This is a genomic window from Wolbachia endosymbiont (group B) of Aricia artaxerxes (assembly GCF_964026975.1).
Taxonomy (GTDB): Bacteria; Pseudomonadota; Alphaproteobacteria; order Rickettsiales; family Anaplasmataceae; genus Wolbachia.
In genome coordinates this window covers 18,010-42,861 of record NZ_OZ034718.1, presented here as the reverse complement: position 1 = coordinate 42,861, position 24,852 = coordinate 18,010, and the positions used below count along the sequence as shown (strand labels likewise).

Genomic DNA, 24,852 nt, shown 5'->3' with positions numbered 1-24,852 from the left:
GTCATACAGCGACTTATTTGTGGTATATATAGATCCCGCTAACAAGCAGCGGAATTGCTCTCTTTTGTCATCCCAGTGCTTGACACTGGGATCCAGGTTTTAATGCAAGAAACTACTTCTTTATTCCAGAAAATGAAAATTCCACTCTACGATTTTTAGCATGCTCTTTTTCATATTTAGAATTTCTAGAATCATCTTTTACATTAACCAAAGGCTCAGTTTCACCTTTAGAAGCAGTTTTTATTCTATTTTCTAGATAAGGTGTACAGCTGACCATAAATTTTTTAGCTGCATCTGCTCTTCTAGCTCCTAGTGCAAGATTATACTCGTGAGAACCACGATTGTCAGTATGACCAGTTAAAGTGACCTTTGCGTCAGGATTATTTTGTAACACTTCCATCACGTCAAGTAATGCATCTGCACTCACTTCACTGATACTAGATTCATCATAACCAAAGAAAACTCTTTTATCACCTATCTGCTTAACAACAGCATTCATTTTATTTGTCGTATTTACTCCTTTTTTAGGGCAAGAACTTACACCAGTAAGCAGTAAACAAAAACAACACATTATAATCAGTCTACTCCACATCACTAAACCTCCATAAATTTAAAATATAGTGCGTAATTTTAATTTTAGTACTAATAATCCCTCTATACTAGAATAGAGTCAAGGGAAATAAAATACTAAATGTTTTCTTTACAATCTTATAATTAATTTTCTGATAAGATGCTCAATTCTTAGCAATGAAGTACAATAAAAGAATAAAAATACAATTTTTTATTGTACTTTAAGCAAATATACTTTTAACTTTATTATTAATCTATTACGATATTAAGCAGATGTTTCAAAGCAATGAATAAAAATGAGATCTTATAAGTTTTTAGGGGAAGTATTACATAAGGTAAGGAATATCGAAAACACACTAAAACTACTAAGCAAAAGCCAATTGAATGTAGAGGACAAAGTTGAACAAATGTGTCTTCTAGAGGAAATCAGACATGAAATTATCTCTCATGATGCAATAAAGGAATCATTAGCGAATGCTCTTAGGAATAAAAAGAGTGCTAATATTCAGCAGCTAAAGTTAATAGAGGGGATACACAAAAGCAGCAGTGCTATTCCTGTTGATTTAGTAAAATCTTTGTCCAAAGCTAAGATTGAATGCCAAAACTTATGGAGGCTAACTAATTCTGAAATTAGTAACTTAGAAAAGCTGAAAGAATGCTTTACTAACCTAATTAAGCTTACTCGTGAAGCAGCTTCTATAAAATCGCAGCAATTAAAGCGCTCAAACTATGAGTCATTGCTTGCTGACTATGACTCTAATATCACAGAAAAGAACATAAAGGAAATATTTCCTAAGCTAGGTAAATTTTTTAGTGAAAATGTAGAGAAAGTAACTCAAAAGCAGAAGAAGGATAAGGTTACTAATATACAAAAAGTTACGGTTCAGAGACAGATTGAACTTGGTTCCTTATTCTTACAGCAAATGAGTGTTACACCAAATGAGATTTCCATTTCTTATTACGATTCTATCGATTATGATGAATCTGACCTTTGTTATGGTTTATTTTTACTTTTACGGCATACTGGTTATGCAATTCATCAAAAATGTTTAGCGCAAAATTCTATAAAGAGCTCAATTACAAAACATATTATGTATGAAACTCAAGGGTTATTCATGGAAAAGATCATTGGAACATCGAGAGAATTTATTGAGTTCATTCAACCACACATAAAGGAGAAACTTTCTACAAAAGGCAAAATTAATAGTAGTGTTGAAAATTTGTATTTGATTTTCAATAAAGTAAATCTTTCATCTTTTTTGAAGAATGCGGATGAATTTAGTTTATTGGCTCACATTATGCTAAGAACTAAATTAGAACAAGATCTAATAAATGGTACGTTAGAAGTTAAAGATCTACACGATAAATGGCTGGAAGGTATGAAGCATTACAAGATTTCAGTAAAAGCTAAAAATGAGCTAGACACTTATTTTCAAGATGAGTATTGGATAAGTGGTGTTATAGGCTACTTTCCTATTAAAGTCATAGCGTTAATCGCTGCTGTGCAGTTTTTTTCTTTCATTAAGAAAAATCATTACGAATTTTTAGATTCTATAGTAAAAGGAGATTTCAGTTTACTTATCGATTGGTTCTCTAAAAATGTATATAGTGCAAATTATGGCTTTTTGGAACAGCTAAAAAAGGTAACAGGTAGGGATTTAGATATTGAGTGCTACACTAGTTACTTATCTGAAAAGTATAATTTGTCTCAATAAATGGTTTTCTTGAGTTGTGTATGAGTTTTGTTCAGAATTTAATCAGAAATTTTTTTACTTTCAAAGGTTTATTTGCTAGCGATATTGCTATAGATCTTGGTACTGCAAATACTTTAGTTTATCAGAAAAATCAGGGGATAGTGCTTGATGAACCCTCAGTTGTAGCAAGAGTAAAAGAAAAAGGAAGTTACGTTCCTTATGCTTTTGGCAAAAAAGCTAAGATGATGCTCGGAAAAACACCTGGAGAAATAGAAGCGATAAGGCCCTTGAAAGACGGAGTTATTGCTGATTTTAAAAGCGCGGAAGAAATGTTAAAATATTTCATACGCAGCGCAAACACAAGATTCACTGTTAATAAGCCTAGTATTATCATATGTGTTCCATCTGGATCTACCCCAGTTGAAAGGCGTGCTATACAAGATGCAGCAGAAAGTGCTGGTGCAAATGAAGTATTCTTAATTGAAGAACCAATGGCTGCAGCAATTGGGGCTGGACTTCCAGTTACCGAACCTGAAGGTTCTATGATTGTTGACATAGGAGGTGGTACAACTGAAGTTGCAATTATTTCTTTAGGTGGAATTGTTTATTCACGTTCTGCCAGAGTAGGTGGTGATATTATGGATGAGGCAATAAAGTCATACATTCGTGAAAATCATAAGTTATTGATTGGCGAAACAACTGCTGAAAAAATTAAGAAAAACGTCGGTTCAGCCAGTCTGCCAGTTGAAAACAACAAAGAGGGAATGATAATTAAAGGCAGGGATTTAGTGAGTGGTATGCCAAAAGAAATGCTTTTATCAGAATATCAAGTTGCAGAGAGCCTAATAGAGCCTGTACATCAGATAATTTCTGCTATTAGAACTGCACTGGAGAGTACTCCACCCGAACTTTCTTCTGATATAGTTGATAGAGGAATAATTTTATCTGGTGGAGGTGGGTTATTGCGCAACTTGAGTAAAGTTATTAGTGAAACAACAAAATTACCAGTTCGTGTTGCAGATGATCCACTTTGTTGTGTTGCCCTGGGTAGCGGAAAAGTACTTGAAAACATGGACTATTTTGGCCATGTTTTATTCAAGCAAGATTAAATTGTTTTTGAAGATCGAATTGTTTTGATGGAATTATGTAATATAAATGAGATCCCAGTGTCACGCACCAAGTAATTTAAAGGCAACTTCCAGCAGGAAGGGGTGTCATCCCAGCGCTTGACACTGGAACTTGACTACAAATAAGTATGCTGTTTCGATGAAATTGTGTAATAGAAACTGGATTCCAGTGCTTGACACAGGTTTGTGTTTATAAATTATATGCTAAAAGAATTTGAAATTGAACCTTTATTAAAAGATAAAGCTCCGCATCAAACTAAGGCTATTGTTGCAATGTCCGGGGGAGTTGATAGCTCCGTTGCTGCAGCACTGCTGTATAACCTTGGGTACGAAGTGATAGGTGTGACTCTTCAGCTCTATGGCAGTGATGGTAATGCGAGAAAGGGTGCATGCTGCGCTGGACAGGATATTTATGATGCCAAATACGTGGCTGAAAGTGTTGGCTTTCCCCACTATATTTTAAACTACGAGGAAATATTCAAAAAGGAAGTAATAGAGGATTTTGCAAATACCTATATGCGTGGAGAAACTCCCATACCGTGCGTAAGGTGTAACCAAACAGTAAAATTTCGCGATCTATTGCAAGTTACAAAAAATCTTGGTGCGGATGTGCTCGTAACAGGACATTACGTAAGAAGATTAGAAGAAAATGGTGAGGTAAAGTTGTGCAGAAGTATTGATAAAAGTAAAGATCAAAGTTATTTTTTGTTTGCAACTACTGAGGAGCAGTTAAAGCTTTTGCGATTTCCATTAGGTGGGTTCTATAAAAGTGATATAAGAAAATTAGCAAAGTATTTTGGCTTACAAATTTCTGAAAAGCCGGATAGTCAAGATATATGCTTTGTTTCCGAAAGCTATAGTAAAACAATAGCTAAATTAGCTCCACAATCTGTGCAGAAAGGTAAAATAGTAGATATTCATGGAAAAGTGCTAGGTGAGCACAGCGGCATAGTAAATTTTACAGTGGGACAGAGAAGAGGCCTCTGCATCGCACACAATGAGCCTCTTTACGTGATAAAAATTAATACAGAAAATAATGAAGTTGTAGTAGGCCCGATCAATGCTCTAATGCAAAAAAAGATATTGGTCAAAGAGTTAAATTGGTTAGAACAACCAAAAGAAGGCATGGAAGTAACTGTGAAGCTTAGGTCATCACATGCAGGAAGCTTAGCGACAATATATTCAACTGACGAAAAGAACAAAGCCTGTGTAATTTTAAACGACGATTACTTTGGCATCAGTCCAGGTCAAGCCTGTGTAGCATATAAGGGCGAACAAGTTATAGGTGGAGGTTGGATATGCTCCTAACTTGGTGGTTTAATTTTTTAATGCAGAATGTAAACATACAATAAAATTTATTGCTGTTTTATCCTATATTCTTTATACTATAAAGATAATTATTATATTGTGGACTAGAGGGATGGTTAAAGAAGTTGAAGAGTTAATAAAAATTGTTGGTAAGGGCAATTTACTAGAAGCCGCATTTATTCGTTTGGGCAGTTTTCAACATGCTGGCTTACATCATTGCATGGATTGCAGAAATCATATAGGTCTATTCGAATTCATTAATAAAAAAGAACAAGAGCCATTAGATAAATATTTTAACTTAAAATTTAGTCTACAAGGATTGTTTTTAATTTATGTTCAAGCTTATAGAGTTCTTGCAGAAAATGCTCAGTTCAATACTCAAGAAGTAATTGATAAAATATATGCTGCAGTTGAAAGTAAAAAAATACCTACTCTTTGTGACACTTCGAAGAAACTGCTAAGGGAAATTGTAGATCAAGTAGAATTGACAGAAGATCAAAAAAAACTAAAGCTTTTTAATATTCTAGCAAATCCGAAAGGTGAAGCTCTATTTAACAATAATGATGACTTTGAGAAACAAGTACTCAATAATATTAAAAAGTTACTCAAAATAAGCTATGCAAATGAATTTGATAAAGAGTTTAGCTTATGTAAAGAGGTAATAAATCATTATTACTCGATTCACAGTATAAAAATAGATAAAGACATAGCATTACTATTTTCTAGTTATGGTATATTTTCTACATGTACTGGAAATGGAGATATTTTATCACTCAATCAATATATTAATGAGAAAGCTAGAGTAATCAACACACCACTGTATTACAGTTACATCTTACAGTTAATAAAGGTATTAAGAAAAATTGAGTTACCGTATAGAAATGGATTCACCAAGTATACACTTAATTATAGAGGTATAAGTGAATTGAACGGGACATTTACAGCTGCAAGAGAGCAAGACAGTCAAGATTCTCTATATCCTAAAAATATCAAACGTACTCTAGAGCAACTACTAAAAAACCAAAATAGTGATGCATTTGAACAATTAGTAACAAACCCTGAGAATACGTATTACTCAGTGCCACAAAGTGAATGCAGACTAAACTCTAGTATCAGTAACAAAAAAAACAAAAATCATAAAAACACATTTTGTAAATTAGCTTTAGGTATGTTTATATTGTCTATTGGATTATATACTGCTGATTATTTCTTTATGGAGCAAAAGTTATTCAACTCAATAACAAATATTTTGCCACAAAATAATCTCATCAATTTCATAGTTGCTGCAGTACTTACTATCGTAATAGTATATGCTTTATTTCAACTACTAAAATCACCTCAAGAACCGCCACATTCAACGATCAATGATACAACTATTAACAGTTTTGCAAATGGTCCTATTCAATCATGAATCTCTACTTATGAATGATAAATGTAGCACTTTTAAAGTGTATGCTATATAATATCTTCTCTTGAATAACGAGGTAATCCATGGATTTAAGCAAAGTAACAACAAAACCAGATGAAATAAATGTAGTAATTGAAATAAGTGCAAATGCTGAGCCTGTAAAGTATGAATTTAATAAAGAGCTTGGGTTGTTACAAGTTGACAGATTTTTGTCTACCTCAATGACTTATCCTTGCAATTATGGGTTTATACCAAATACCTGCGCAGGTGATGGTGACCCTGCGGATGTTTTGGTGCTAACTCAATTTCCTTTAGCGCCTGGAGTTTTGATATCGGTGCGTCCAGTAGGTGCATTACTTACCAAAGACGAGAAAGGAGAGGATGAAAAAATATTAGCTGTACCTATCTCCAGTGTTGATAGCTATTATGACAATATAAAAAACTATTCTGATTTATCTAAAAACTTACTAGATAAAATAGCTCATTTCTTTTCTCATTATAAAGATTTAGAAAAGGGAAAAACGGTGACAGTTGGAGAATGGGCTAATGTGGAAAAAGCAAAAGAAATCATTGAAAAAAGTAGAAATTAGTTTGCGTTGATTTAGCCTTAAATTACAGTTATTCGGAAAAATGTTGTTGTTTTTAATGGGTAAATATTGGTATCCGTTCAGGATAGCGGTGGTAGTATAACCATAGAGTAAAAGTGAGTTTACAACAAATGGTGTCATCCCAGTGCTTGACACTGGGATCCAGTCCTTTCGCACAAAAAACGTTGTAAAGTAACTTAGTTGGATCCCAGTGTCAGCTACTCTGATGACAAGACAGGTTTCAATATTTGCATGCATCTGAACAGATACAAATATTGCAATTAAAAGCATTAGACAGGCAGTAAAGGTCTTGATATTATATAATCTTAAGTTCTAAACTTGGAAGGGTGGCCGAGCGGCTGAAGGCGGCGGTTTGCTAAACCGTTATACGATTGAAAAGTCGTATCGAGGGTTCGAATCCCTCTCCTTCCGTATATTATTGTTTAGGTATTCATTACAGTAATTTCACCCTCTTTTTTAATTATTAAAAAGTTAGCTAGCGTTTATTCAGTATTTATTATAGAATTAGTTATTAGCTAAATAATTTTATATGCATAAAATACTAATTTTGATATTAATAATGCTGCCGCTTAGGTTACTTGCAACTGAGATTGAAATTGTTGCAGATGTAAATGGTGAGCCAATTTCAAATTTAGATATCGAAAGACGTATAAACTTCATAAATTCATTGCTTGGCACTCAGAAGATTAATCAAAAAGAGGTAAAATCTCAAATTCTAAGACAGTTAATAGACGAAATTATCATTGTCAGCGAAGCACAGAAGATGAATATAGAATTGAGTAACGAGGAGTTAAATAATGCTGTCACGTTATTCTTAACTCAAAGTTTAAAACTTAAGGCTGATGAAGTTGATCAATACGTAAAAAAGCATAATATAGATCTCAATACCCTAAAAAAACAAATAAAGTGTCAGCTGCTGTGGAACAAGATTATTGAAGTAGGAGTTGTACCGCTTATTAATATCAGCGATCAAGAAGTGGATGATGCAAGAAAGCAAAAAGAGAAGTCTGATTACCTTATTACGTTTCAGGAGTTCATAATTCCCGATCAGAAGATAGCTGAAGACTTAGTAAAAAAATTACGTACCAGTAATAATCCAGAATCTTCAATAAAGATGAGCAAAGCAACCGTTAATTTAAGTCAGCTAAAAGGTAAACTCAAGGACGTTTTGGAAGGATTAGAAATCAGTGATGTAGCAGGTCCGGTTAGTTTAAGCGAAGGTTACTCTGTTATAAAAGTCATAGATAAAGTACAGCTTAATCATACAATGCTGAAAAGTACTTTAAAACTGAAACAGGTTGTAGTTGAAGGTTCAGAAAGTTTACTCTCTAGTTTTAAGGAGCAAAAGGTCAGTTGTTTAAATTTTGACAAGTTAGCAGATGATTTCAAGTTGCCAAGCGTAAAAGAGTTTGAAATAAAAATGCGAAATTTAAATCCTGATTTACAGATTTTATTTAGTAAAACAAATATGAATGAAATAGTAGAATTAAGAGAAAATAGCACTGCAAAGTTGATGATGTTATGTGATATCAAAAATAATGCAATGGATATAGAAGCAATCAAACAGGAAATGTATCAACAAAAGATTATGATACAAAGCAACCTGTTATTGGATAATATGCGTAAAAATGCAGCTGTTAGTTATCAGTTTAATTGAAGTTAGAGAGGTTTTCTACTCCATAAAAAGTTTATGAAGAATATAATGCTCATTGGCGGTGGAGTTGGAAATGCAGTGTTATTTTCGATAGGGAAGGCATGTCTTGAAAACAATCATAAGGTTTTATATTTCGCTGGCTATAAAAAATTAAGTGATGTATTTAAACGAGCACTGATAGAACGTGCATCAAGTGCAGTAATTTGGGCATGTGAAGAAGGATTGATAGAAACAAGCAGAGAACAGGATAAATCCTTTCATGGTAATATAGTTGATGCAATAATCTCATATCAGCAAGGAAAGTTAGGTAAAATTACTATTAGTTTAAACACTATAGATAAAATCATCACTATTGGTTCTGATAAAATGATGAAAGCTATAAATGAAGCTAGAAAAACAATTTTAAAGCCATATCTAAAACCAAAACACATAGCAATATCATCAGTTAACTCTCCTATGCAGTGCATGATGAAAGAAATCTGCGCTCAATGTATTCAGCAACACATAAATAAGGAAACAGGAGAAATAAGTTTTGTTTATAGTTGCAGTAATCAAGACCAGGATATGGAGCTTGTTGACTTTGATTTTTTAAGTGAGCGCTTGAAGCAAAATAGTTTACAAGAAAAGCTCACTGCAAAATGGATAGAACATGTTCAAAGACACTAAACAGCACAAAGAGGAACTAAGGAAGCAATATAGAACCATAAGAAAAGATGTTGATGAAAGTTATTCCAGTTATGCAGCAAGTTCCCTTATTAATCTCTTTAATCAGAACTTAAGCTACGTTAAAGGTAAAACAATAGCAGCGTACATTCCAACAGACGGAGAAATTAATGTTGTGCCTTTGATGCATCGTTTACTCGATTTAGATTATAAAGTAGCAGTCCCTAATAAAAACAAGTTATTAAAATTTGAGGAATGGAATAAAGCAGATGAAGATATAATCCCCGATACAATCATTACTCCTGTTATTGCTTTTGATGATCATTTTAATAGGTTAGGTTTTGGCGGTGGTTGGTATGATGAAATGATAAAAAAATTACGGCCACTTGGAAAAATATTTATAGGTGTAGCCTATGAGAAGCAATATTGTAAAAATTTACCTGTGGAAAAACACGATCAAAAATTGGATATTATAATTACTGAGATGTGTGTTAGACTTGAAAGCAGGTTGCTCAAGAAAACGGATAGAAAGGAGTAGCATAGTCTACCTCTTTCTGATAGTAATTGCTTATCTGTTTAGATGCATGCAAATATTGAAACCTGTCTTGTCATCAGAGTAGCTGACACTGGGATCCAACTAAGTTACTTTACAACGTTTTTTGCACAAAAGGACTGGATTCTAGCGTCACGCGCTAGAATGACATCAACTTTTGAATTCCAGTTATGCAAGAAATCTATTCATTTGAAACTTGTTTGAGAAACGTAGCTATAAAAACCGCAGGTACCAGTTGGTTTTTATTAGCTAAAGTAAAGGTCAAATATCTGGAATTCTGGACATAAAATCCCCCTGTAAAAAAGATTAGAAAAAAATGCAGTGCACATACGACAGATATACACTGAAGAATACATTTTTAATAAGTTTGATTAAAAAGTCTGCAGACTAAAGATAGATTTTGAGCTCTTAAAATATCTCTATTTGTAATTATAATGAGATTTAAAATATGCGGAAGTAATTTTTTGTGTCCGCTTAGCAGGGTGGCAAAATAAGATAGACAGATACATTAAAACGCTCCCCAAATGCATCAATTCTATTTTTTCATTTTGTTTCCATCAACTTGTTCAGAACTTGGATTCTTCACTTCAGGACTTGGCTTCATTTCTTTAACTTTCTCATTAACTTTTTCTCTTACCTTCTCTATGTCATTATCACCAATGGCCATAATTGCAGGTTGAAAATCTTTCATCAAATCTAGCAATTTCTGCATATCTTCCTCATGAGTACTAGTACCCTTGCTTATAAGATTGTTCAAAAGACCAGCCTTATCTTCCCCTATTAACTGTCCTATGGCTGCTAGTTGCTCTTGATTCCGAAGCATTTTTATTATTTTTATTTCATTACTAAACATTGTTCTTTTTCCTTCATCAGCTTCAAGATTCTTTTCCATTAAATTGCTTATTAACTTTTCAAAATTATTCTCTCTGTCTTGAATCGTAGGTAATTTATCGATCACATCTTTCACAAAACTTTTCACTTCTTTTCCTGCTTTCATCGCTCCTTCTTTTATCTCACCTCTATGCTGATATATAGCATAACCAATAGCAGCTATAGCAACTAGTGCTACAAACCCTACTAATGCTGCTCCGCCAACAATTAATGCACCAGTCACTCCCCCTATTGCTAATGTACCTGCTAGTGCACCTGTTAGTGTTGTAACTGCTGCTCCACTTATCAATCCTTGAGCTAACAGTTGGTTGCCTAAAGCTTCAAGTTTTTCCTCCATTACTAGATTTTTACCAACTTGCTCAGCTAGTTTTTTGAATTTTTCTCTTCCTGATAATTTTTTTGACACAGCTGTAAAAAATTTTTCGCTTTTCTCATTTTCTAATAAACTGATTATGTCTGCCTTTTTAGTTGAATCTAAATTTTTCAGATCTTCATTTTGATCCAAAAACTTTCTTGCTTCTTCCTGTAAAGCTTTATCTCCTTGAATAATTTCAAATATACCTTGAGCAAGGTACTCGCTGTTACCAGTATCTACTGCACCACCTTGTACCATATTCAATTCCCATCAATTATAAATATGCCTAATTATATATACTAATTATTAATTATATTATAATTGACATAAAATAATTACTCCTTTCCAAATATGGAATTTGTATTACAATACCTAGATTATATGAAATCAAGGTATTTTATGGGTGAGAAAAAATTAAGAGCCGCTGTGGTTTTATCAGGATGCGGCCACCTCGATGGCACAGAGGTGAGAGAAGCGGTTTTAAGTTTGCTTGTGCTTGATCAGCAGGAAGTGGATGTTAAATGTTTTGCACCTGATATCAATATCACACAAGTTATGGATCACAAAACAAAAGAGGCGGTAAAAGAAAAAAGGAATGTACTTGTAGAAGCAGCAAGAATCGCAAGAGGTGAGATATATGACCTAAGAGAAGCTAAAGCTGAAAATTTTGACATGCTAGTCGTACCTGGTGGATATGGAGTTGCGAAAAATTTATCTGACTTAGCTGAAAATAAAACAGTAATGCCTGAGTTTGAAAGATTAGTCTCAGAGTTCTTTGTTGCAAAAAAGCCAATAGGAACTATATGTATATCTCCAGCCATTATTGTTTTAATTTTAAGTAGCAAGATAGGTAAAGAAGAAAGTAAGATTAAGGTAACTATAGGAGACGACAAAGACCAGTTGATAGAGAAGCTCGGCGGCGAACATATAACATGCGATACAAAGCTATCAATAGAAGACGAAAAGCATAATATATTTTCCTGCTCTGCTTATATGCGTAGTGACGAAAGTACACACTCTGTATATCAAGGAATAAAACACATGATTGACAGTATGGTGAAAAAAATTAATAAAAAAACCAAACAACCATTTCTCTAAAGTGTAGTTTCTTATACAATTAATTATGTCAGTTGCATTATTGTTGTAGCCAAAGTAATCTGTAATTGCTTATTAATGGTAAGCTATATTTAGTATGTAAGTTTAGTTCTTTTTTTTATAGATGTAAATATGTCAGACCTTTTTTATATTGAAAGTGAGTGTTGTGTAGATGGTCAGTGTGATACTTATGCAGGAGAAGTGAGTATTAATGATGTCATGTTGGGCAAGTTTAGTCTAAATTCAGACAATGGGAAAAAAGGCATGGTAAATCTAGACATCGTTACATTCGATATCCATATTGCTATGGATGGCCAAGATGGAAAGACAATAAAAAGAGACCTCAAGAGTCCCGAATTTGTAATTAAAGATGACGGTTCCTGGTATATTAATAAGAATCTTGGTAATGATAAATTTGAAATTATAGTAAAGCAGTCATGATATGAAACATAGTGAGCGGAGCTTACTTTTTAGCAATGTTTACATACTTACTTAAAAAATGGAGATTATCTTAGCTGAACCACGCGGTTTCTGTGCAGGTGTTAAAAGAGCTGTAGACATATTAGCAATCACTTTAGAGAAATACAAAAATGAACGCCAAGTTTATGTACTACACGAAATCGTTCATAATAAGTATATAGTAGAGGACTTCAAGAAACAAGGAGTGGTTTTTGTAAGCAGCATAGAAGACATTAAAGACAATAGAGGAATATTGATCTTTAGCGCACATGGAGTGTCGAAAAGTATAGAGGATGAGGCAAAAAGAAAGGGTGTTCAAGTGATTGATGCAACATGTCCATTAGTTAGCAAAGTACATAAAGAGGCAAAAAGGTATGAGGATAGTGGTAAAGAATTAATTCTAATTGGACATGAAAATCATCCAGAAGTTAAAGGAATTATAGGAAGAGTAAGTAATCCTATATCTCTAGTGCAAACTATGCAAGACGTATACAATTTACAAATCAAAGATCCAGATAATTTATCTTATGTAACACAAACCACGTTAAGTATTGACGATACCAAAGAAATTATTGCTACACTGAAGCTCAGATTTCCAAGCATTACAGGCCCCGACTTAAAAGATATATGCTATGCAACACAAAATAGGCAGAACGCTGTTAAAAAATTGGCTAAAATTACAGACGTAGTGTTAATTGTAGGAAGCAAAAATAGTTCAAATTCAAACCGTTTATTAGACCTATGTATTTCCAGAGGAAAAAGAGCCTATTTGATTGATAATTATAAATGTATGAACAAAAATTGGTTGCAGGGCGCAGAAAAAATAGGAATTACTGCAGGTGCTTCTGCTCCTGATATATTAGTTGATGAGCTAGTAAATTACTTAAAAATAAATATGAATACAAAAGTTTCAGTCATGCCAGATGGATTCACTGAAAATGTTCAGTTCAAGTATACTAAATGGTAATGTGCAACAACGTGCGTCAAATCAAGTCTTTAGCTTAATTCAATTTTCAGTCTGTTGGAGAATAAAATATCAAGCTGAGATATAATTAATCCTCGTTTGTCAGGTTAAGTTGTGTCTAGCACAAATATAAAAAACCTTCATCATACAAAAGGGTTAATATTACTACTAATTTTATCAAAAACTTATAATATAAGTAATATTGTCATCTAATGTTTAATGAATTTCAATAAATTACCTTTTTAATTCTAGATGAGTATACACTTTGTTAATATGTTTGGGTCAAAACCCAAAAGTAAGTTTATGCTTTCTATAGGAAAAGAAGGCACAATGTTACTATATTTTAAAAATGATACTTTAAATAAAAGATATTTTGCTAAGGACAAAAATAATAAAGCTGTTTCTGACTTAATTTCATGTCTTTCATCAGATAAAAAAGCACCCTTATATCTGGTTCTCAATCACACTGATCAGAACTATTTGCTACAGTCTATCCCAAGAGTAAATAGGATTAGTGCTTATCTATCAGCAAAAACAAAAGTAGAGCATTTTGCTCATAATAACGATATAAATTCTATTCTCTTGGTCGAAAAGCCGAATAAATTTAATCAAAACTGGTGGTATCTATTTGTTTCATCAAAAGCAAATCATTTAATAGAATATTGGTTGGACGTGTTTGTTGAAATAGGCTCTAACTTTAAAGGAATATTAATGTTTCCTATAGAACTAGTCAGTATAGCAAAAAAGATTCTACACAAAGATCCTAGTAACTGGAAAATTATAGTTGCTGCAACTAAAACAGGTGGCTATAGACAAGTGGTTCTTAAAGAGAACAAAATGATATTTACACGTTTAATACCATTTACTAATGATAATTTACCAGGAATCATTGCTGGTGAAATATATCAGGAAGTGAAAAATACAATTCAATCTTTAACTAAGTTTGGATTTGAAAAAAATGACCCTGTCGACCTCTGCATTATAGTATCAGAAGCTATTAAATCTAGTTTATCAGTTATAAATTTTTCAGAGAATAGTGTGAACATATTGACTCCATATGAGCTGGGTAAACTATTGGGGGCAGAATTAGCTATAAGCGAAAAAGATAGCTTTTGTGATACTACAATTTTGTTTCACAGCTTTAAGAATAAGCCAATAAATATTTTTAACACAAAAGAAACTAAAGAATTTTATCTATTTAATTATCTTTATTTAAATTCTCCTCAAATTTTTCTATACCTACTCTTGGTTTTAGTTGTAATTAACGCCTTTTGTTTGCAAAATTTGTATTCAAATTTTAATGTTGCTGATAATTTATCTGCAACGCGGAGTGCTTTAAATAACAAACTAATAAAACTTAGCCAAATCTATAATGTAAAAAAGATAGATGAAGTTTACGATTTTATTAATATAAATAATATTTTATCAAAAATAGAGTACTCTCCCCTTACACAAATTAAGTATGCAGAAAAGTTAAAAGTACCAGGTGTAGAGCTTCAATCGTTTGAGTGGAATTATAATGAGGCAAAAAGTTATATTACCACAACTTTAAGGTTTAATTTTCAATCTGGTAAAGACATTTCTTGTCAATACGAGAAACTACAGAAAAATTTAAACGATAATTTCCGTACTCATGATATTAGTATCTCTAGCTTACCTACTACTAAAGAGAAAAATCTATCTATTGATGTTGAAATAGGAGAGGCAATGTAGATTGATGACTATCTCTCAACTAAAAAGAAAAGCTACAATTCAGTGCATATATTACTTATTGTTATCTATTGTATTAATAGGGTTATCAACGTGTTTTATTATCTATAACAAAAAGGTTTATAATAAAAATCAAACTGCAGCTGAGGAAATACGCTCTATTAATTTACAGATCATTGAAATTCAAAAGAAAGAAGTCGTTCTAAATAAAAACCTAGATTTATGGAAAAGAATTTCTTCTTCAAACTTACATAGTAGCAGATACATTACAAATTTAAATTTTGAGCTTAACAAGCTATATAAAAAACACTACATGTTAGAACCTGAAATATCAATTTCTATACCTGAAGAAGCTGAACTCCACAATAAAAGTGAACATACAAAAGTAATAAGAAGTGAAGTGGTTCTAAGTTTAAGCTCAATTAGCGATAAGCATATTTTTTTATTTCTACAGTCTATTCCAAATCTTCCTGGTTATGTTATGATCAGATCTCTTACCTTGAATAAGCAGAGAAATATAGATGCTAAAGTTATAAACCAGATTTTAAGTGGTAATATGATAGAGATAGTGAGAGCTAGTATAGTTTTTGATTGGTATACCATATTAAGTAGATGAATATAAAGTTGTTTTTTATTTTTACGCTGCTGTTTTTTAATGTTAGTGCATATTGCAATTGCGAAGATCTTGTAGAAAATATAGGGATTTGTAAAAAATATTCTTGCCAACAGCATATTAGTAATGAAGATTTTATTGAGCATAAAATATTAGGGTTAAATAGTGAAAATTTATGTGTATATATAGAAAGACAAGGCAATGATGAAATGGTCTGTCATCATTCTAATGATGGAATGATTATAGAAAAGAAGTACTTAAAAAGTATTTTAAAAGTTGGAAATCAAGAAATAAATGACTTCATTGATATAGCAAATTTGCGTGCGAAGGAGTGTTTTTTTATCAACAATTATTATATAGATCGAGACGATATAATAAAAGAGGCAGCAGAGAGTACTTTATCGCAATATGGTAGCATAAAAAGCATTTTTTTTGATGAAGAGCAGGTTAATAGAATAGTTAGTGAGATGGAAAAGTTTAACTTACAGTCTTCAGGAGTTACAGAGGAAGAAAATTTCAATTGTAAAGTAGTCAGTTTAGATTCAATTTTATACTTTTCCCCCGATACATGGAAAATATGGGTAAATGGAAAGTTGTTTATAAATACTAAGGATTTAAAAGTGCACTCAGTAACTGAAAATTATGTAACTTTTTCATGGGCTGTAAACCAAAAGATAACAAAAGAACGGATAAGCAATTCTAAAAATGTACATTTTGGACATGGAGGTATTATGTTTACGCTTTATCCAGAACAAAAATTTGATTTAGATAGTTTATCTATTAAATAATCTAATACATCTGCGCTTGTAGCTCAGTTGGATAGAGCGTTGCCCTCCGGAGGCAAAGGTCGTGGGTTCGAATCCCTCCAAGCGCGTTTTTAATTAAATTTGACAATAATACTCTCACATAAGATAATAAAGAGATTTATTTTAAAGCATAATTATGTCTAGTGGTACTATAAATAAAGTCATATTAGTTGGTAATTTAGGAAAAGATCCTGAAATTAGGACTACACAAAATGGAAAAGAGATGGCAAGTTTTTCGATAGCCACATCTGAAAGTTGGACTGACAAATTTTCTGGTACGCGCTCTGAAAAGACAGAATGGCATAATATTGTAATTTTTAGTGAAGGACTAGTAAAAATTGTTAAAGACTTTGCACGGAAAGGTAGTAAAGTTTACGTTGAAGGTTCTCTGAGAACTAGAAAATGGACTGACCAAAATGGTAGTGAAAGGTATACGACAGAGGTGGTGCTATATAACTTTAATAGTGCCCTTACCCTTTTAGATTCACGAAACAGTATGTCAAACTCTGATTACAAGCCAAGTGAATACAAACAAAATGAAACAGAACAAAAAGATAAACACGGAAGTTTTGACAACGATATAAAAGACGAACTAATCGATGATGAAATACCATTTTAATAACTTCAATTGAAATCTACATTTTTATGGACTGCTTGTGTTACTCCCTTTAATTGCAGTGGAGATAGTATAGATTACCAAAGCTTGCAGCGTTTACTAACAATGCAAGCTGAAGCTGAAAATGGTGTAGTGTTGCTAGGTAGCACAGGTGAAAGCTTATCACTTACTGATTCTGAAAAGCGCACATTAGTTGAATTTGTGTGTGAGCTAAAATTAAATACGAAAATTATAATTGGTGTACCAGGAGTGAATCTATATCAGACTCTTGAATGGCTTGATTTTTGCAAGGGTATGCCTATTCACGGTTATCTAATGATAACTCCAATTTATACAAAGCCTGGAATCATGGGGCAAACTTTATGGTTTGAAAAGCTGCTTGAAAAAGCACATGTGCCAGCCATGCTTTACAATATTCCATCAAGAGCAGGAGTGAGTCTTCACGCTGAAACTGTACGCAACTTATCCAGCCACGAAAAATCTTGGGCTATCAAAGATTCAAGTGGCACCGTTGATACTTTAACTCAGTATAAGAAAGTTGCACCAAATATTGAGGTCTTTTGCGGAGATGATAATATGATACCCGATATGGCTGCTAAGGGTGCGGCTGGTCTGGTTTCTGTTGCTGCCAATGTTTGGCCACGTGTAGTACATGAATATGTTAAGCAATGCATGAGTGGCGAGAACCCTCAGGCAGACAGTTGGCAACAAGCTTGCAAAACTCTATTTACTGCCAGCAATCCAATACCTACTAAAGCACTCTTGCATGACATTGGGCTTATAGAACACAAAACTGTTCGTCTACCACTAAGCACAGAAGACTTGCCTTCTATTGAAACATTGAGGCAAGCTAATAAAATGATTCTTGGATGGAAAGAATTGACTAATAGCTAAAGCTAGGAACACACATCATCAACTTCTACACCTGCATCAAATAAACTAACTTGTTATAAGAAAACTAACCATGTGAAATTCTTGTTGATATGACTTAATGAATAATTATTTTAGGCTACTAAGTTATTTAAGAAACTTTGATAATATTTAGCCCACTTACTTTTCTATTTTCCATGTCACGATGAGCCTCTATTATTTCATCAAATTTATATTTTTTATTAATTCGTACAATTAAAAGTTTTTTTCTTATCATTTCAAAAATTTCCATTGCAGTAAGCACTAACGTAAGTCTATTGTGCTTGTAGTGATATATCGAAGTTCCAGCTGCAAATAACGAACGCGAACTAAGTAAAGAGAAATTAATAGGAGCATTACCTGATATCTGCCCATAGGAAACATATATGCCAAACTTACCTAAAGATTCAAAAGAGAGCTTGCTTGTAGCGTAACCTATAGGGTCATACACCGCACCTACTCCTCTATTTTTCGTAATCTCCATGATTTTAGAAACGAAGTCTTTATCATTGTAGTTTATTGCGTATGTGCAGCCACTTTGTAAAGCTATCTTCATTTTTTCGTCAGAGCTTATAGAACCTATCACTACACCTTTTTTATCCTTTGCCCATTGGCATATTATTTGCCCCAAACCACCATTAGCTCCATGAACTAGTACAAAAGCACCAGGCCTGATTCTATAAGATTGATTAACTAAATAGTGAGCTGTCATACCTTTAAACAATACTGCAGCAGCAACTTCATCAGGTATATCATTCGGAATTTTTATCAAATATTTCTGGTGTACAATGCGCTTTTCACAATATGCCCCTGGAAGAGCTGTGCAATATCCAACTCTATCTCCAACCTTAAGTCCATCACTAATTTTTTTACCAAGCTTTTCAACAACTCCTACTGCCTCTACTCCAAGTACTGATGGCAGATCTTTAATTTTGCGTATACCTTTTCTATGTTCTAAATCATAACGATTTAAGCCGATAGTTGTATGACGTATTAAGACTTCCTCATCTTTTGGCTCACCTATGCTCTTATCTACAAATTCTAATACTTCTGGCCCCCCAGTTTTTTTAATTTGTATAGCTCTAACCATGATAAATGTAAGACAAAAACTTTAATTATGTTATCTAGCAATTAATATTTTGCAAAATGTTATTTAGAGTTTATACACTACATAAGCGTATTGTTAATAGTTTTGAGGCACAAATTATCATGAACAGAGAAATTTGGCTTTATGGTGTTTTATTCAATGTGTTGTGCAAAGTGGATGAAGATAATGATTTGGATGTTAACAATGTAATAAAAAAAATAAAAGAAAGGTTAGAATATAGAATACAAAAATCAGATAAAAAAAGAGATTATTGTAAATATTTATATACTTCTTGGGAAAAAAAAGGATTTGATATTAATCACCAATTTGACTTGAAAGATTATGATGGCTTTCCAATAGATAGTCTTTTTTCTATTGCCATTAATTATAAATTATACACTTTAACAAATTTAGCGCAAGTTTTAATAAAAGCAGGAGCTAATGTGCAAAATGAAAAAGGATATTTACATGCCTGTGTTTTGACCCATTCTCCGGACATATTAAAGGCTCTCATAAAAGCGGGAGTGAATGATAGCCCAGATGAAAACTACAATGGAAACACTGCTTTAGAGTGTGTTGCTGAATTATATTGTAAGGATAAGTCAATTGAACGCAAAAATTGCTGTGAGATTCTAATTAAGCATACATTAGAAAAAAATCCCAACATAGAAATACCAGATTCTGTAAAAAATAATAAGGAGTTGGCTCAATGTTGGAATGCTTGTGAAGCAAATAATGAAGGATGGGAATTAGCAACAACGAACACTGAAACACAAGTAGTCAGTGTGCAAAAAGCAAATAAGAGCTCCTGCTCAATTCAATAGATGTATCGTACAACCTTGTTCGGATTACAATAGGAAAAGGTTTGTTATTTAAGCTTAAAAAACGTATATGATAGTGTTATTTCACTTAAATCTTTTGTACTATTGTCACGCATTATTTCAGGGTCTACGTAAAAGGATACGGGCATAGCCGCTTTTTGTTTTGGTAGCAGCATTTGCTCTTCAAAACAAAAGCATGCAACTTTATTGAAATATTTACCTGCTTTAAAAGGTGTGACATTATACACTGCCATTCCAAAAGAAGGCTGATCAGATAAATTTTTTGCATAATAAAATACTAAACTTTGTTGCCCTATATTTGTATCGATGTAGTTAGTTTCTGATTTAAATTCCCAAGGCAGACCTGATATTATATCAGCATTAAGGTGAACCCTGATTTTTTGGTCAGTTGCATTTATTGTTGCATTAGTTACTTTTCTCGTTGTGCCACCATATCCAGTAGCTTTACAAAAGATGCTATACAACGGTACTGAAGCATATGCAAGACACAGCATCAATACCACTAAAGATATTAGGAGGAAAACTATAGAACTTTTATTGTTTCCCCTTAAAAAGGAAATCATCTAATCCTTATTGTTGAACAAGTTAAGTAACCTGAGTAAATTGAGGAATATATTGATGAAGTCAAAGTAAAGATTAGTTGCACCAAGTATTGCCAGCTTAGTAGTTGCAACTTCTGAGCCATCATTATATCTATAATAAACATCTTTGATTCTCTGAGCATCGTATGCGGTCATTAAAGTAAACACTATCACTGATACAAACGATATTGCAAAATAGAGAGGACTGCTTCCAAGAAACAGATTAACTATAGATGCAATGATTAACCCCCAGATTCCCATAATCAAAAAAGAACCCATGCTGGTAAGATCTTTTTTTGTAGTATTACCATATAAAGCCATAGAACCAAACATGATCGATGTAATGAAAAATGCTCTCGCTATATTTTCTGCAGTATAAATTATAAAAATATGAGATAAAGAAATTCCCATTAAAACTGAGAATAGAAAAAATACAGTAAGTGTTGACTGAGCACTTAGGTGTTGAAGCCTAAAAGACATATAAAACACCAATGCAACTGGAGATAGCATTACCACAAGCGATAGAACAGGATTGGAATAAATCACCTGGAAAAGACCAGAAAACACTGTTAAAAACGCAACAAGCCCTGTAACACCTAAAGCTAAAGCCATATAATTGTATACTTTAGTTAGGTAACTCCTGAGTCCAGCACTATAATAAACGCCCTGAGAGCGAATATCCTGTTCGTTTTTCATATAAGACATATGTAACTCCTTATTATCTCTTGATGATATATTATAATACAATACAGCGTTTTTATCAAGTATAAAATGACATACTACAATTGAATGGTGTGGTATGCAATTAGAGAATTTCTTCCATAACTATAAGCAAATCGGTTTTCAGCAGCATTTAACTATTATAACAACCTCTGGCAATAGAAATTACTTTCACCATTCCCTCTATCATGATTTAAGGGGAATGGTGAAAGTAGTTTTTGCATTTACTAAAGCATTCTTCTTATAGATACTATACCAACAATCCACTATTTTTTCTATGTCTCGCGGTTTAACCTCCGGACCTATACTGATTCTAATTGAACATTCTGCTTGCTCTTTTGTTGCTCCCATTGCAAGCAAAACATGAGAAGGCCCAACTTTTCCAGAAGAGCATGCAGAACCATTGCTGACTGCAATATTATTTAAGTCAAAATGCATGAGCTGCAGATCATTCTTTACCCTCGGCATATAAATAAAACTTGTATTTGGCAATCTTTCAGAATTTCTGCCAAAGATCTTGATATCACTGACAAGACTTAATAATTCACACTCCAATTGATCACGCAGCTTCTCCACTTCATTCATTTTTGATAGAAGATCTGGAATGTTTTGCAATGCAGCAGAAAGACCTGCAATTGCAACAATGTTTTCTGTACCACCACGCAATCCTCTTTCTTGCCCACCACCTATTATAGTAGGTTCTATTACAAGCTTTTTGTCAAATATTAAAACTCCACTACCTGCTATACCACCAAATTTGTGAGCAGATAAAGTAAGTAAATCCACTTCTAAATCTTTCATATTTAATTCGATTTTCCCAACACTTTGAGCAGCGTCAGTGTGACAGATTGCCCCGAATTTATGTGCCATTTTAGCTATTTCCTTAACAGGCTGGATAACTCCAGTTTCGTTATTAGCCATCATCACTGAAATTATTACTTTATTCCCTTCAAGTTCGCTTAGAATTTTTTCTAGCTCTAAAAAGTCAACAATACCCTCTTGATTAACGGGTATTATATGTGGATTATATGCAGAATTAAGAATTGAAGGATGCTCTGTAGCTGAAATTACATGCAGATAGCCTTTCATTCCTCTCATGACGAGGTTGTTTGCTTCAGTTGCACCAGACGTAAAAACTATTTCTTTATCATTTGGAACGTCAAGAGCATCACGTACGTTATCTCTTACCTCTTTAAGAATCTTCCTCGCTTCTTGTCCTCTTTTATGCAGCGATGATGGATTTAGTGTTTGTTTTGACAAAATCTCAAGTATACTTTTTTTTACATTTTTACTCACTGGAGTAGTTGCATTATAATCAGCATACACGCAACTACTTTCTTCCAGAGAGAATAAACTCACAGGCTTATTTGTCACTTACCATTAACCAATTATGTATGTTAACTTTAACACGATAAAAAATTTATTGCAAAAACAGTGAAATTAATACATAATTAATAAATAATTTACATTATCAAGCCCTGTCAAAACAGGTTTTTATTAGGAGCAATCATGGTAGAAGTCTTTTTAAATAATGCAACAAAAAAGATAGAAGGTAGATATCATCAAAGCAAAGATACCAATGCACCAGTTGTGCTAATTTTACATCATCACCCTCAATATGGTGGTAGTATGGATAGTAAGATTATACATACTATATATGAATCTTTTATCGATAATAACTTTTCTGCATTGACAATTAATTTTCGTGGTGTCGGAAAATCTACCGGAACTTTTGATAAGGGTATAGGAGAATTAACTGATGCTGCAGTAGCTATTGATTGGCTTCAGGAGCATAACTCTAACAACGTTCCAATTTGGATAGTCGGTTTTTCTTTTGGAGCATGGGTAGCTATGCAGTTGACAATGCGCCGTCCAGAGATAGTAAGTTTTGTTGCCCTTTCTCTTCCAGCAACTAAGTACGATTTCTCTTTTCTCTCTCCTTGCCCAGTTCCTGGACTTATAATACAAAGTAATAATGATACAATTTCAGAAGAAAGCGATGTAACAGAATTAGCACAAAGGTTAATAAATTCGGTAAAAAATAACCATATGGAATACCATATAGTAGACGATACTAACCACTTTTTAAGGGATAAAGAAGAGGAAGTAGCTCAAATTATAGATAATTATATAAAACTACGCTTAAACAGTGCAGTCACTTCCTCCAAAAAAGTTAAAAAAGAGATAAGGGTAAAAGAATATGCCTAACTTTACAAATGAGAGAAATGAACGTATTAATATAAATAAAAAAAGTCTTGTTATGTTTAGGCAATTATTATTTCTCGTTTTAGCAATGTTTATGCTGTCAGGATGCTTTCTAAGTAAACAGCGTAAGTTAAAGAGTCCGTGTATAAAAAATAATGAAAGCATTTCATGCGAATTATACTCCGTTAATGACCATTGGTTAAATAAGTACAAGTTATAGGTAGCTTTGTATTGTACTTGTTTCTTCCATTTACAGCTTTACTAATGATCGGTTTTTTAACTGAAAAATGTGATCTGCTTTTTCTGCAAGGATATAGTTGTGTGTTACTATAAGCATAGAGCTGTTATTTTCCTTTACATATGAATGTAACAGCAAAAATACATTCAAAGAATTTGTTGGGTCTAAATTTCCCGTTGGCTCATCTGCAAGTAAAAGCTTTGGAGAGTTTACAATGCTTCTTGCAATTGCAACCCTCTGCCTTTCTCCACCAGAAATTTCAGATACCATACTACTTGCTTTATTTTCCAGACCAAATTTTTCTAATATTGCTTGCGATTTTTTTTTTGCTTCAGCTTTGCTTCTTCTTGCAATAAGCTGAGGAAGCATAACGTTTTCCAACACTGATAACTCTTGTAATAAATAGTGAAATTGATAAACAAAGCTAAGAAAATTTCTTCTTACATGAGTTTTATATTTATTGCTGGCTTGCGTGCAATTTACTCCATCTACTGTCACTACACCTAAAGTTGGCTTATCCAATAGGCCTGCAATTTGCAATATAGTTGTTTTTCCTGATCCTGAACTGCCGATCAATGCAACTACTTGCCCTCTTGTAAGACTCAGATTGATATCTTCTACAATAGCAGGACTTTTTTTGAAGCTCTTACTCACAGAAGCTAGCTCTAGTGCTACATCACTGTCCATATTATAAAAAGATCCAGGAGGGAGAATTAGACCGAGAAACTGTTACCACACCCACATCGAGACTTAGCGAGAGCATTCTTGATTTGAAAACCAGAACCACTTAGATCTTCAGTATAATCTATAGTTGAATTATTTAAAAATTTCGCTGAACAATTATCAACCATTAACACAGGGTTTCCATTCTCATCATTAATTACTATATCTTTACCTTTTTCACTAAAACTGGAGTGGCTTCTATAATCCTCGCTATCTTCGTCATCGTCAAAATCGTCGTCTTCATCATCGTCAAAATCGTCACCCAAAGACATCTTCTTATTTATTTGATCCATAAGAAAATTATACTTGAAGCCAGAGCATCCACCACCTGAAACTGCAACCCGCAAAACAGAACTCTCATCTCCTTCCTGTTCTACAAGGGAGTGGATTTTCCTTAATGCATTGTCAGTTAAGCTAATATTGTAATCTGTTGACATAACAACCACCGTTCAT

At 33.1% G+C, this 24,852-nt stretch carries 26 protein-coding genes and 2 tRNA genes; 20 read left to right on the top strand and 8 right to left on the bottom strand.

Annotation, left to right across the window (positions count from 1 at the left end; all coding sequences use genetic code 11):
* Positions 1 to 112: 112 nt before the first annotated feature.
* Positions 113 to 592, bottom strand: coding sequence for an OmpA family protein (locus AAGE00_RS00220; protein ID WP_007302208.1), 480 nt, complete (start codon positions 590 to 592; stop codon positions 113 to 115).
* Between the two features lie 274 nt (positions 593 to 866).
* Here AAGE00_RS00220 and AAGE00_RS00215 point away from each other — a divergent pair, with 274 nt between their 5' ends.
* The 9 genes from AAGE00_RS00215 to AAGE00_RS00175 all read left to right on the top strand — a co-directional run bounded on the left by AAGE00_RS00215 (position 867) and on the right by AAGE00_RS00175 (position 9,570).
* Complete coding sequence (locus AAGE00_RS00215) at positions 867 to 2,285, top strand: carboxypeptidase (protein ID WP_341815259.1); 1,419 nt, start codon at positions 867 to 869, stop codon at positions 2,283 to 2,285.
* Between the two features lie 20 nt (positions 2,286 to 2,305).
* Positions 2,306 to 3,373, top strand: coding sequence for a rod shape-determining protein (locus AAGE00_RS00210; RefSeq protein ID WP_019236777.1), 1,068 nt, complete (start codon positions 2,306 to 2,308; stop codon positions 3,371 to 3,373).
* Positions 3,374 to 3,592: 219 nt separating this feature from the next.
* Positions 3,593 to 4,699 carry a tRNA 2-thiouridine(34) synthase MnmA gene (mnmA, locus tag AAGE00_RS00205; protein WP_019236778.1) on the top strand — a complete coding sequence of 369 codons (1,107 nt, stop codon included), beginning with the start codon at positions 3,593 to 3,595 and terminating at the stop codon, positions 4,697 to 4,699.
* A 112-nt stretch (positions 4,700 to 4,811) separates the two neighbouring features.
* Positions 4,812 to 6,110 (top strand): hypothetical protein, encoded by a 1,299-nt coding sequence (locus AAGE00_RS00200; protein ID WP_213863828.1) that lies wholly within the window; start codon positions 4,812 to 4,814, stop codon positions 6,108 to 6,110.
* Between the two features lie 80 nt (positions 6,111 to 6,190).
* Entirely contained in the window at positions 6,191 to 6,697 is a 507-nt protein-coding gene (ppa, locus tag AAGE00_RS00195; RefSeq protein ID WP_019236780.1) for an inorganic diphosphatase, read from the top strand.
* 338 nt (positions 6,698 to 7,035) lie between these two features.
* Positions 7,036 to 7,126, top strand: a tRNA-Ser gene (locus tag AAGE00_RS00190).
* Positions 7,127 to 7,244: 118 nt separating this feature from the next.
* Positions 7,245 to 8,372 carry a SurA N-terminal domain-containing protein gene (locus tag AAGE00_RS00185; protein ID WP_019236781.1) on the top strand — a complete coding sequence of 376 codons (1,128 nt, stop codon included), beginning with the start codon at positions 7,245 to 7,247 and terminating at the stop codon, positions 8,370 to 8,372.
* Between the two features lie 33 nt (positions 8,373 to 8,405).
* Positions 8,406 to 9,035, top strand: a complete 630-nt coding sequence (locus AAGE00_RS00180) for a hypothetical protein (RefSeq protein ID WP_019236782.1) — start codon at positions 8,406 to 8,408, stop codon at positions 9,033 to 9,035.
* Complete coding sequence (locus tag AAGE00_RS00175) at positions 9,019 to 9,570, top strand: 5-formyltetrahydrofolate cyclo-ligase (RefSeq protein WP_019236783.1); 552 nt, start codon at positions 9,019 to 9,021, stop codon at positions 9,568 to 9,570. Before AAGE00_RS00180 ends, AAGE00_RS00175 begins: the two co-directional genes overlap by 17 nt.
* 550 nt (positions 9,571 to 10,120) lie before the next feature.
* Here the strand turns inward: AAGE00_RS00175 and AAGE00_RS00170 are convergent.
* On the bottom strand, positions 10,121 to 11,089 hold the full coding sequence (locus AAGE00_RS00170; RefSeq protein WP_213863829.1) for a glycine zipper family protein: 969 nt from the start codon (positions 11,087 to 11,089) through the stop codon (positions 10,121 to 10,123).
* Between the two features lie 141 nt (positions 11,090 to 11,230).
* On the opposite strand from AAGE00_RS00170, the gene elbB reads away from it, so the two are divergent.
* The 9 genes from elbB (at position 11,231) to dapA (ending at position 17,988) form a co-directional block, all read left to right on the top strand.
* Positions 11,231 to 11,929 carry an isoprenoid biosynthesis glyoxalase ElbB gene (gene elbB, locus AAGE00_RS00165; protein WP_007302219.1) on the top strand — a complete coding sequence of 233 codons (699 nt, stop codon included), beginning with the start codon at positions 11,231 to 11,233 and terminating at the stop codon, positions 11,927 to 11,929.
* A gap of 129 nt (positions 11,930 to 12,058) precedes the next feature.
* Positions 12,059 to 12,367, top strand: a complete 309-nt coding sequence (locus AAGE00_RS00160) for a hypothetical protein (protein WP_213863830.1) — start codon at positions 12,059 to 12,061, stop codon at positions 12,365 to 12,367.
* A 58-nt stretch (positions 12,368 to 12,425) separates the two neighbouring features.
* Positions 12,426 to 13,352: a 4-hydroxy-3-methylbut-2-enyl diphosphate reductase gene (gene ispH / locus AAGE00_RS00155; RefSeq protein WP_213863831.1), complete on the top strand. Its 927-nt coding sequence runs from the start codon at positions 12,426 to 12,428 to the stop codon at positions 13,350 to 13,352.
* A 249-nt stretch (positions 13,353 to 13,601) separates the two neighbouring features.
* Entirely contained in the window at positions 13,602 to 15,062 is a 1,461-nt protein-coding gene (locus tag AAGE00_RS00150; RefSeq protein ID WP_341815258.1) for a hypothetical protein, read from the top strand.
* Positions 15,063 to 15,066: 4 nt separating this feature from the next.
* Positions 15,067 to 15,675, top strand: a complete 609-nt coding sequence (locus tag AAGE00_RS00145) for a hypothetical protein (protein ID WP_010406999.1) — start codon at positions 15,067 to 15,069, stop codon at positions 15,673 to 15,675.
* Entirely contained in the window at positions 15,672 to 16,460 is a 789-nt protein-coding gene (locus AAGE00_RS00140) for a hypothetical protein (protein ID WP_052264933.1), read from the top strand. The genes AAGE00_RS00145 and AAGE00_RS00140 overlap by 4 nt, the downstream gene beginning before the upstream one ends.
* A gap of 12 nt (positions 16,461 to 16,472) precedes the next feature.
* Positions 16,473 to 16,546: transfer RNA gene (locus AAGE00_RS00135), tRNA-Arg, on the top strand.
* A gap of 68 nt (positions 16,547 to 16,614) precedes the next feature.
* Positions 16,615 to 17,097: a single-stranded DNA-binding protein gene (gene ssb / locus AAGE00_RS00130; RefSeq protein WP_006014313.1), complete on the top strand. Its 483-nt coding sequence runs from the start codon at positions 16,615 to 16,617 to the stop codon at positions 17,095 to 17,097.
* 9 nt (positions 17,098 to 17,106) lie between these two features.
* Positions 17,107 to 17,988, top strand: coding sequence for a 4-hydroxy-tetrahydrodipicolinate synthase (gene dapA, locus AAGE00_RS00125; protein ID WP_213863832.1), 882 nt, complete (start codon positions 17,107 to 17,109; stop codon positions 17,986 to 17,988).
* Between the two features lie 127 nt (positions 17,989 to 18,115).
* On the opposite strand, the gene AAGE00_RS00120 is transcribed toward dapA, so the two are convergent.
* A complete protein-coding gene (locus AAGE00_RS00120) occupies positions 18,116 to 19,093 on the bottom strand; it encodes a quinone oxidoreductase family protein (protein ID WP_213863833.1) in 978 nt (325 codons plus the stop codon).
* A 56-nt stretch (positions 19,094 to 19,149) separates the two neighbouring features.
* Between AAGE00_RS00120 and AAGE00_RS00115 the strand changes: the two genes are divergently transcribed.
* Entirely contained in the window at positions 19,150 to 19,914 is a 765-nt protein-coding gene (locus AAGE00_RS00115) for an ankyrin repeat domain-containing protein (RefSeq protein ID WP_341815257.1), read from the top strand.
* Between the two features lie 44 nt (positions 19,915 to 19,958).
* Here the strand turns inward: AAGE00_RS00115 and AAGE00_RS00110 are convergent, their stop codons facing one another.
* From AAGE00_RS00110 to AAGE00_RS00100, 3 genes are all read right to left on the bottom strand, one after another.
* Positions 19,959 to 20,495 carry a cytochrome c oxidase assembly protein gene (locus tag AAGE00_RS00110; RefSeq protein WP_010407017.1) on the bottom strand — a complete coding sequence of 179 codons (537 nt, stop codon included), beginning with the start codon at positions 20,493 to 20,495 and terminating at the stop codon, positions 19,959 to 19,961.
* Positions 20,496 to 21,218: a Bax inhibitor-1/YccA family protein gene (locus tag AAGE00_RS00105; RefSeq protein WP_007302228.1), complete on the bottom strand. Its 723-nt coding sequence runs from the start codon at positions 21,216 to 21,218 to the stop codon at positions 20,496 to 20,498.
* Positions 21,219 to 21,419: 201 nt separating this feature from the next.
* Positions 21,420 to 22,607, bottom strand: coding sequence for a cysteine desulfurase family protein (locus tag AAGE00_RS00100; protein ID WP_341815256.1), 1,188 nt, complete (start codon positions 22,605 to 22,607; stop codon positions 21,420 to 21,422).
* A 135-nt stretch (positions 22,608 to 22,742) separates the two neighbouring features.
* Here AAGE00_RS00100 and AAGE00_RS00095 point away from each other — a divergent pair, with 135 nt between their 5' ends.
* Positions 22,743 to 23,441, top strand: coding sequence for an alpha/beta hydrolase (locus AAGE00_RS00095; protein ID WP_007302230.1), 699 nt, complete (start codon positions 22,743 to 22,745; stop codon positions 23,439 to 23,441).
* A 247-nt stretch (positions 23,442 to 23,688) separates the two neighbouring features.
* Here AAGE00_RS00095 and AAGE00_RS00090 read toward each other — a convergent pair whose 3' ends face one another.
* Positions 23,689 to 24,363: an ABC transporter ATP-binding protein gene (locus AAGE00_RS00090; protein ID WP_052264796.1), complete on the bottom strand. Its 675-nt coding sequence runs from the start codon at positions 24,361 to 24,363 to the stop codon at positions 23,689 to 23,691.
* A gap of 26 nt (positions 24,364 to 24,389) precedes the next feature.
* Positions 24,390 to 24,836, bottom strand: coding sequence for a HesB/IscA family protein (locus AAGE00_RS00085; protein ID WP_019236790.1), 447 nt, complete (start codon positions 24,834 to 24,836; stop codon positions 24,390 to 24,392).
* Positions 24,837 to 24,852 lie beyond the last annotated feature (16 nt).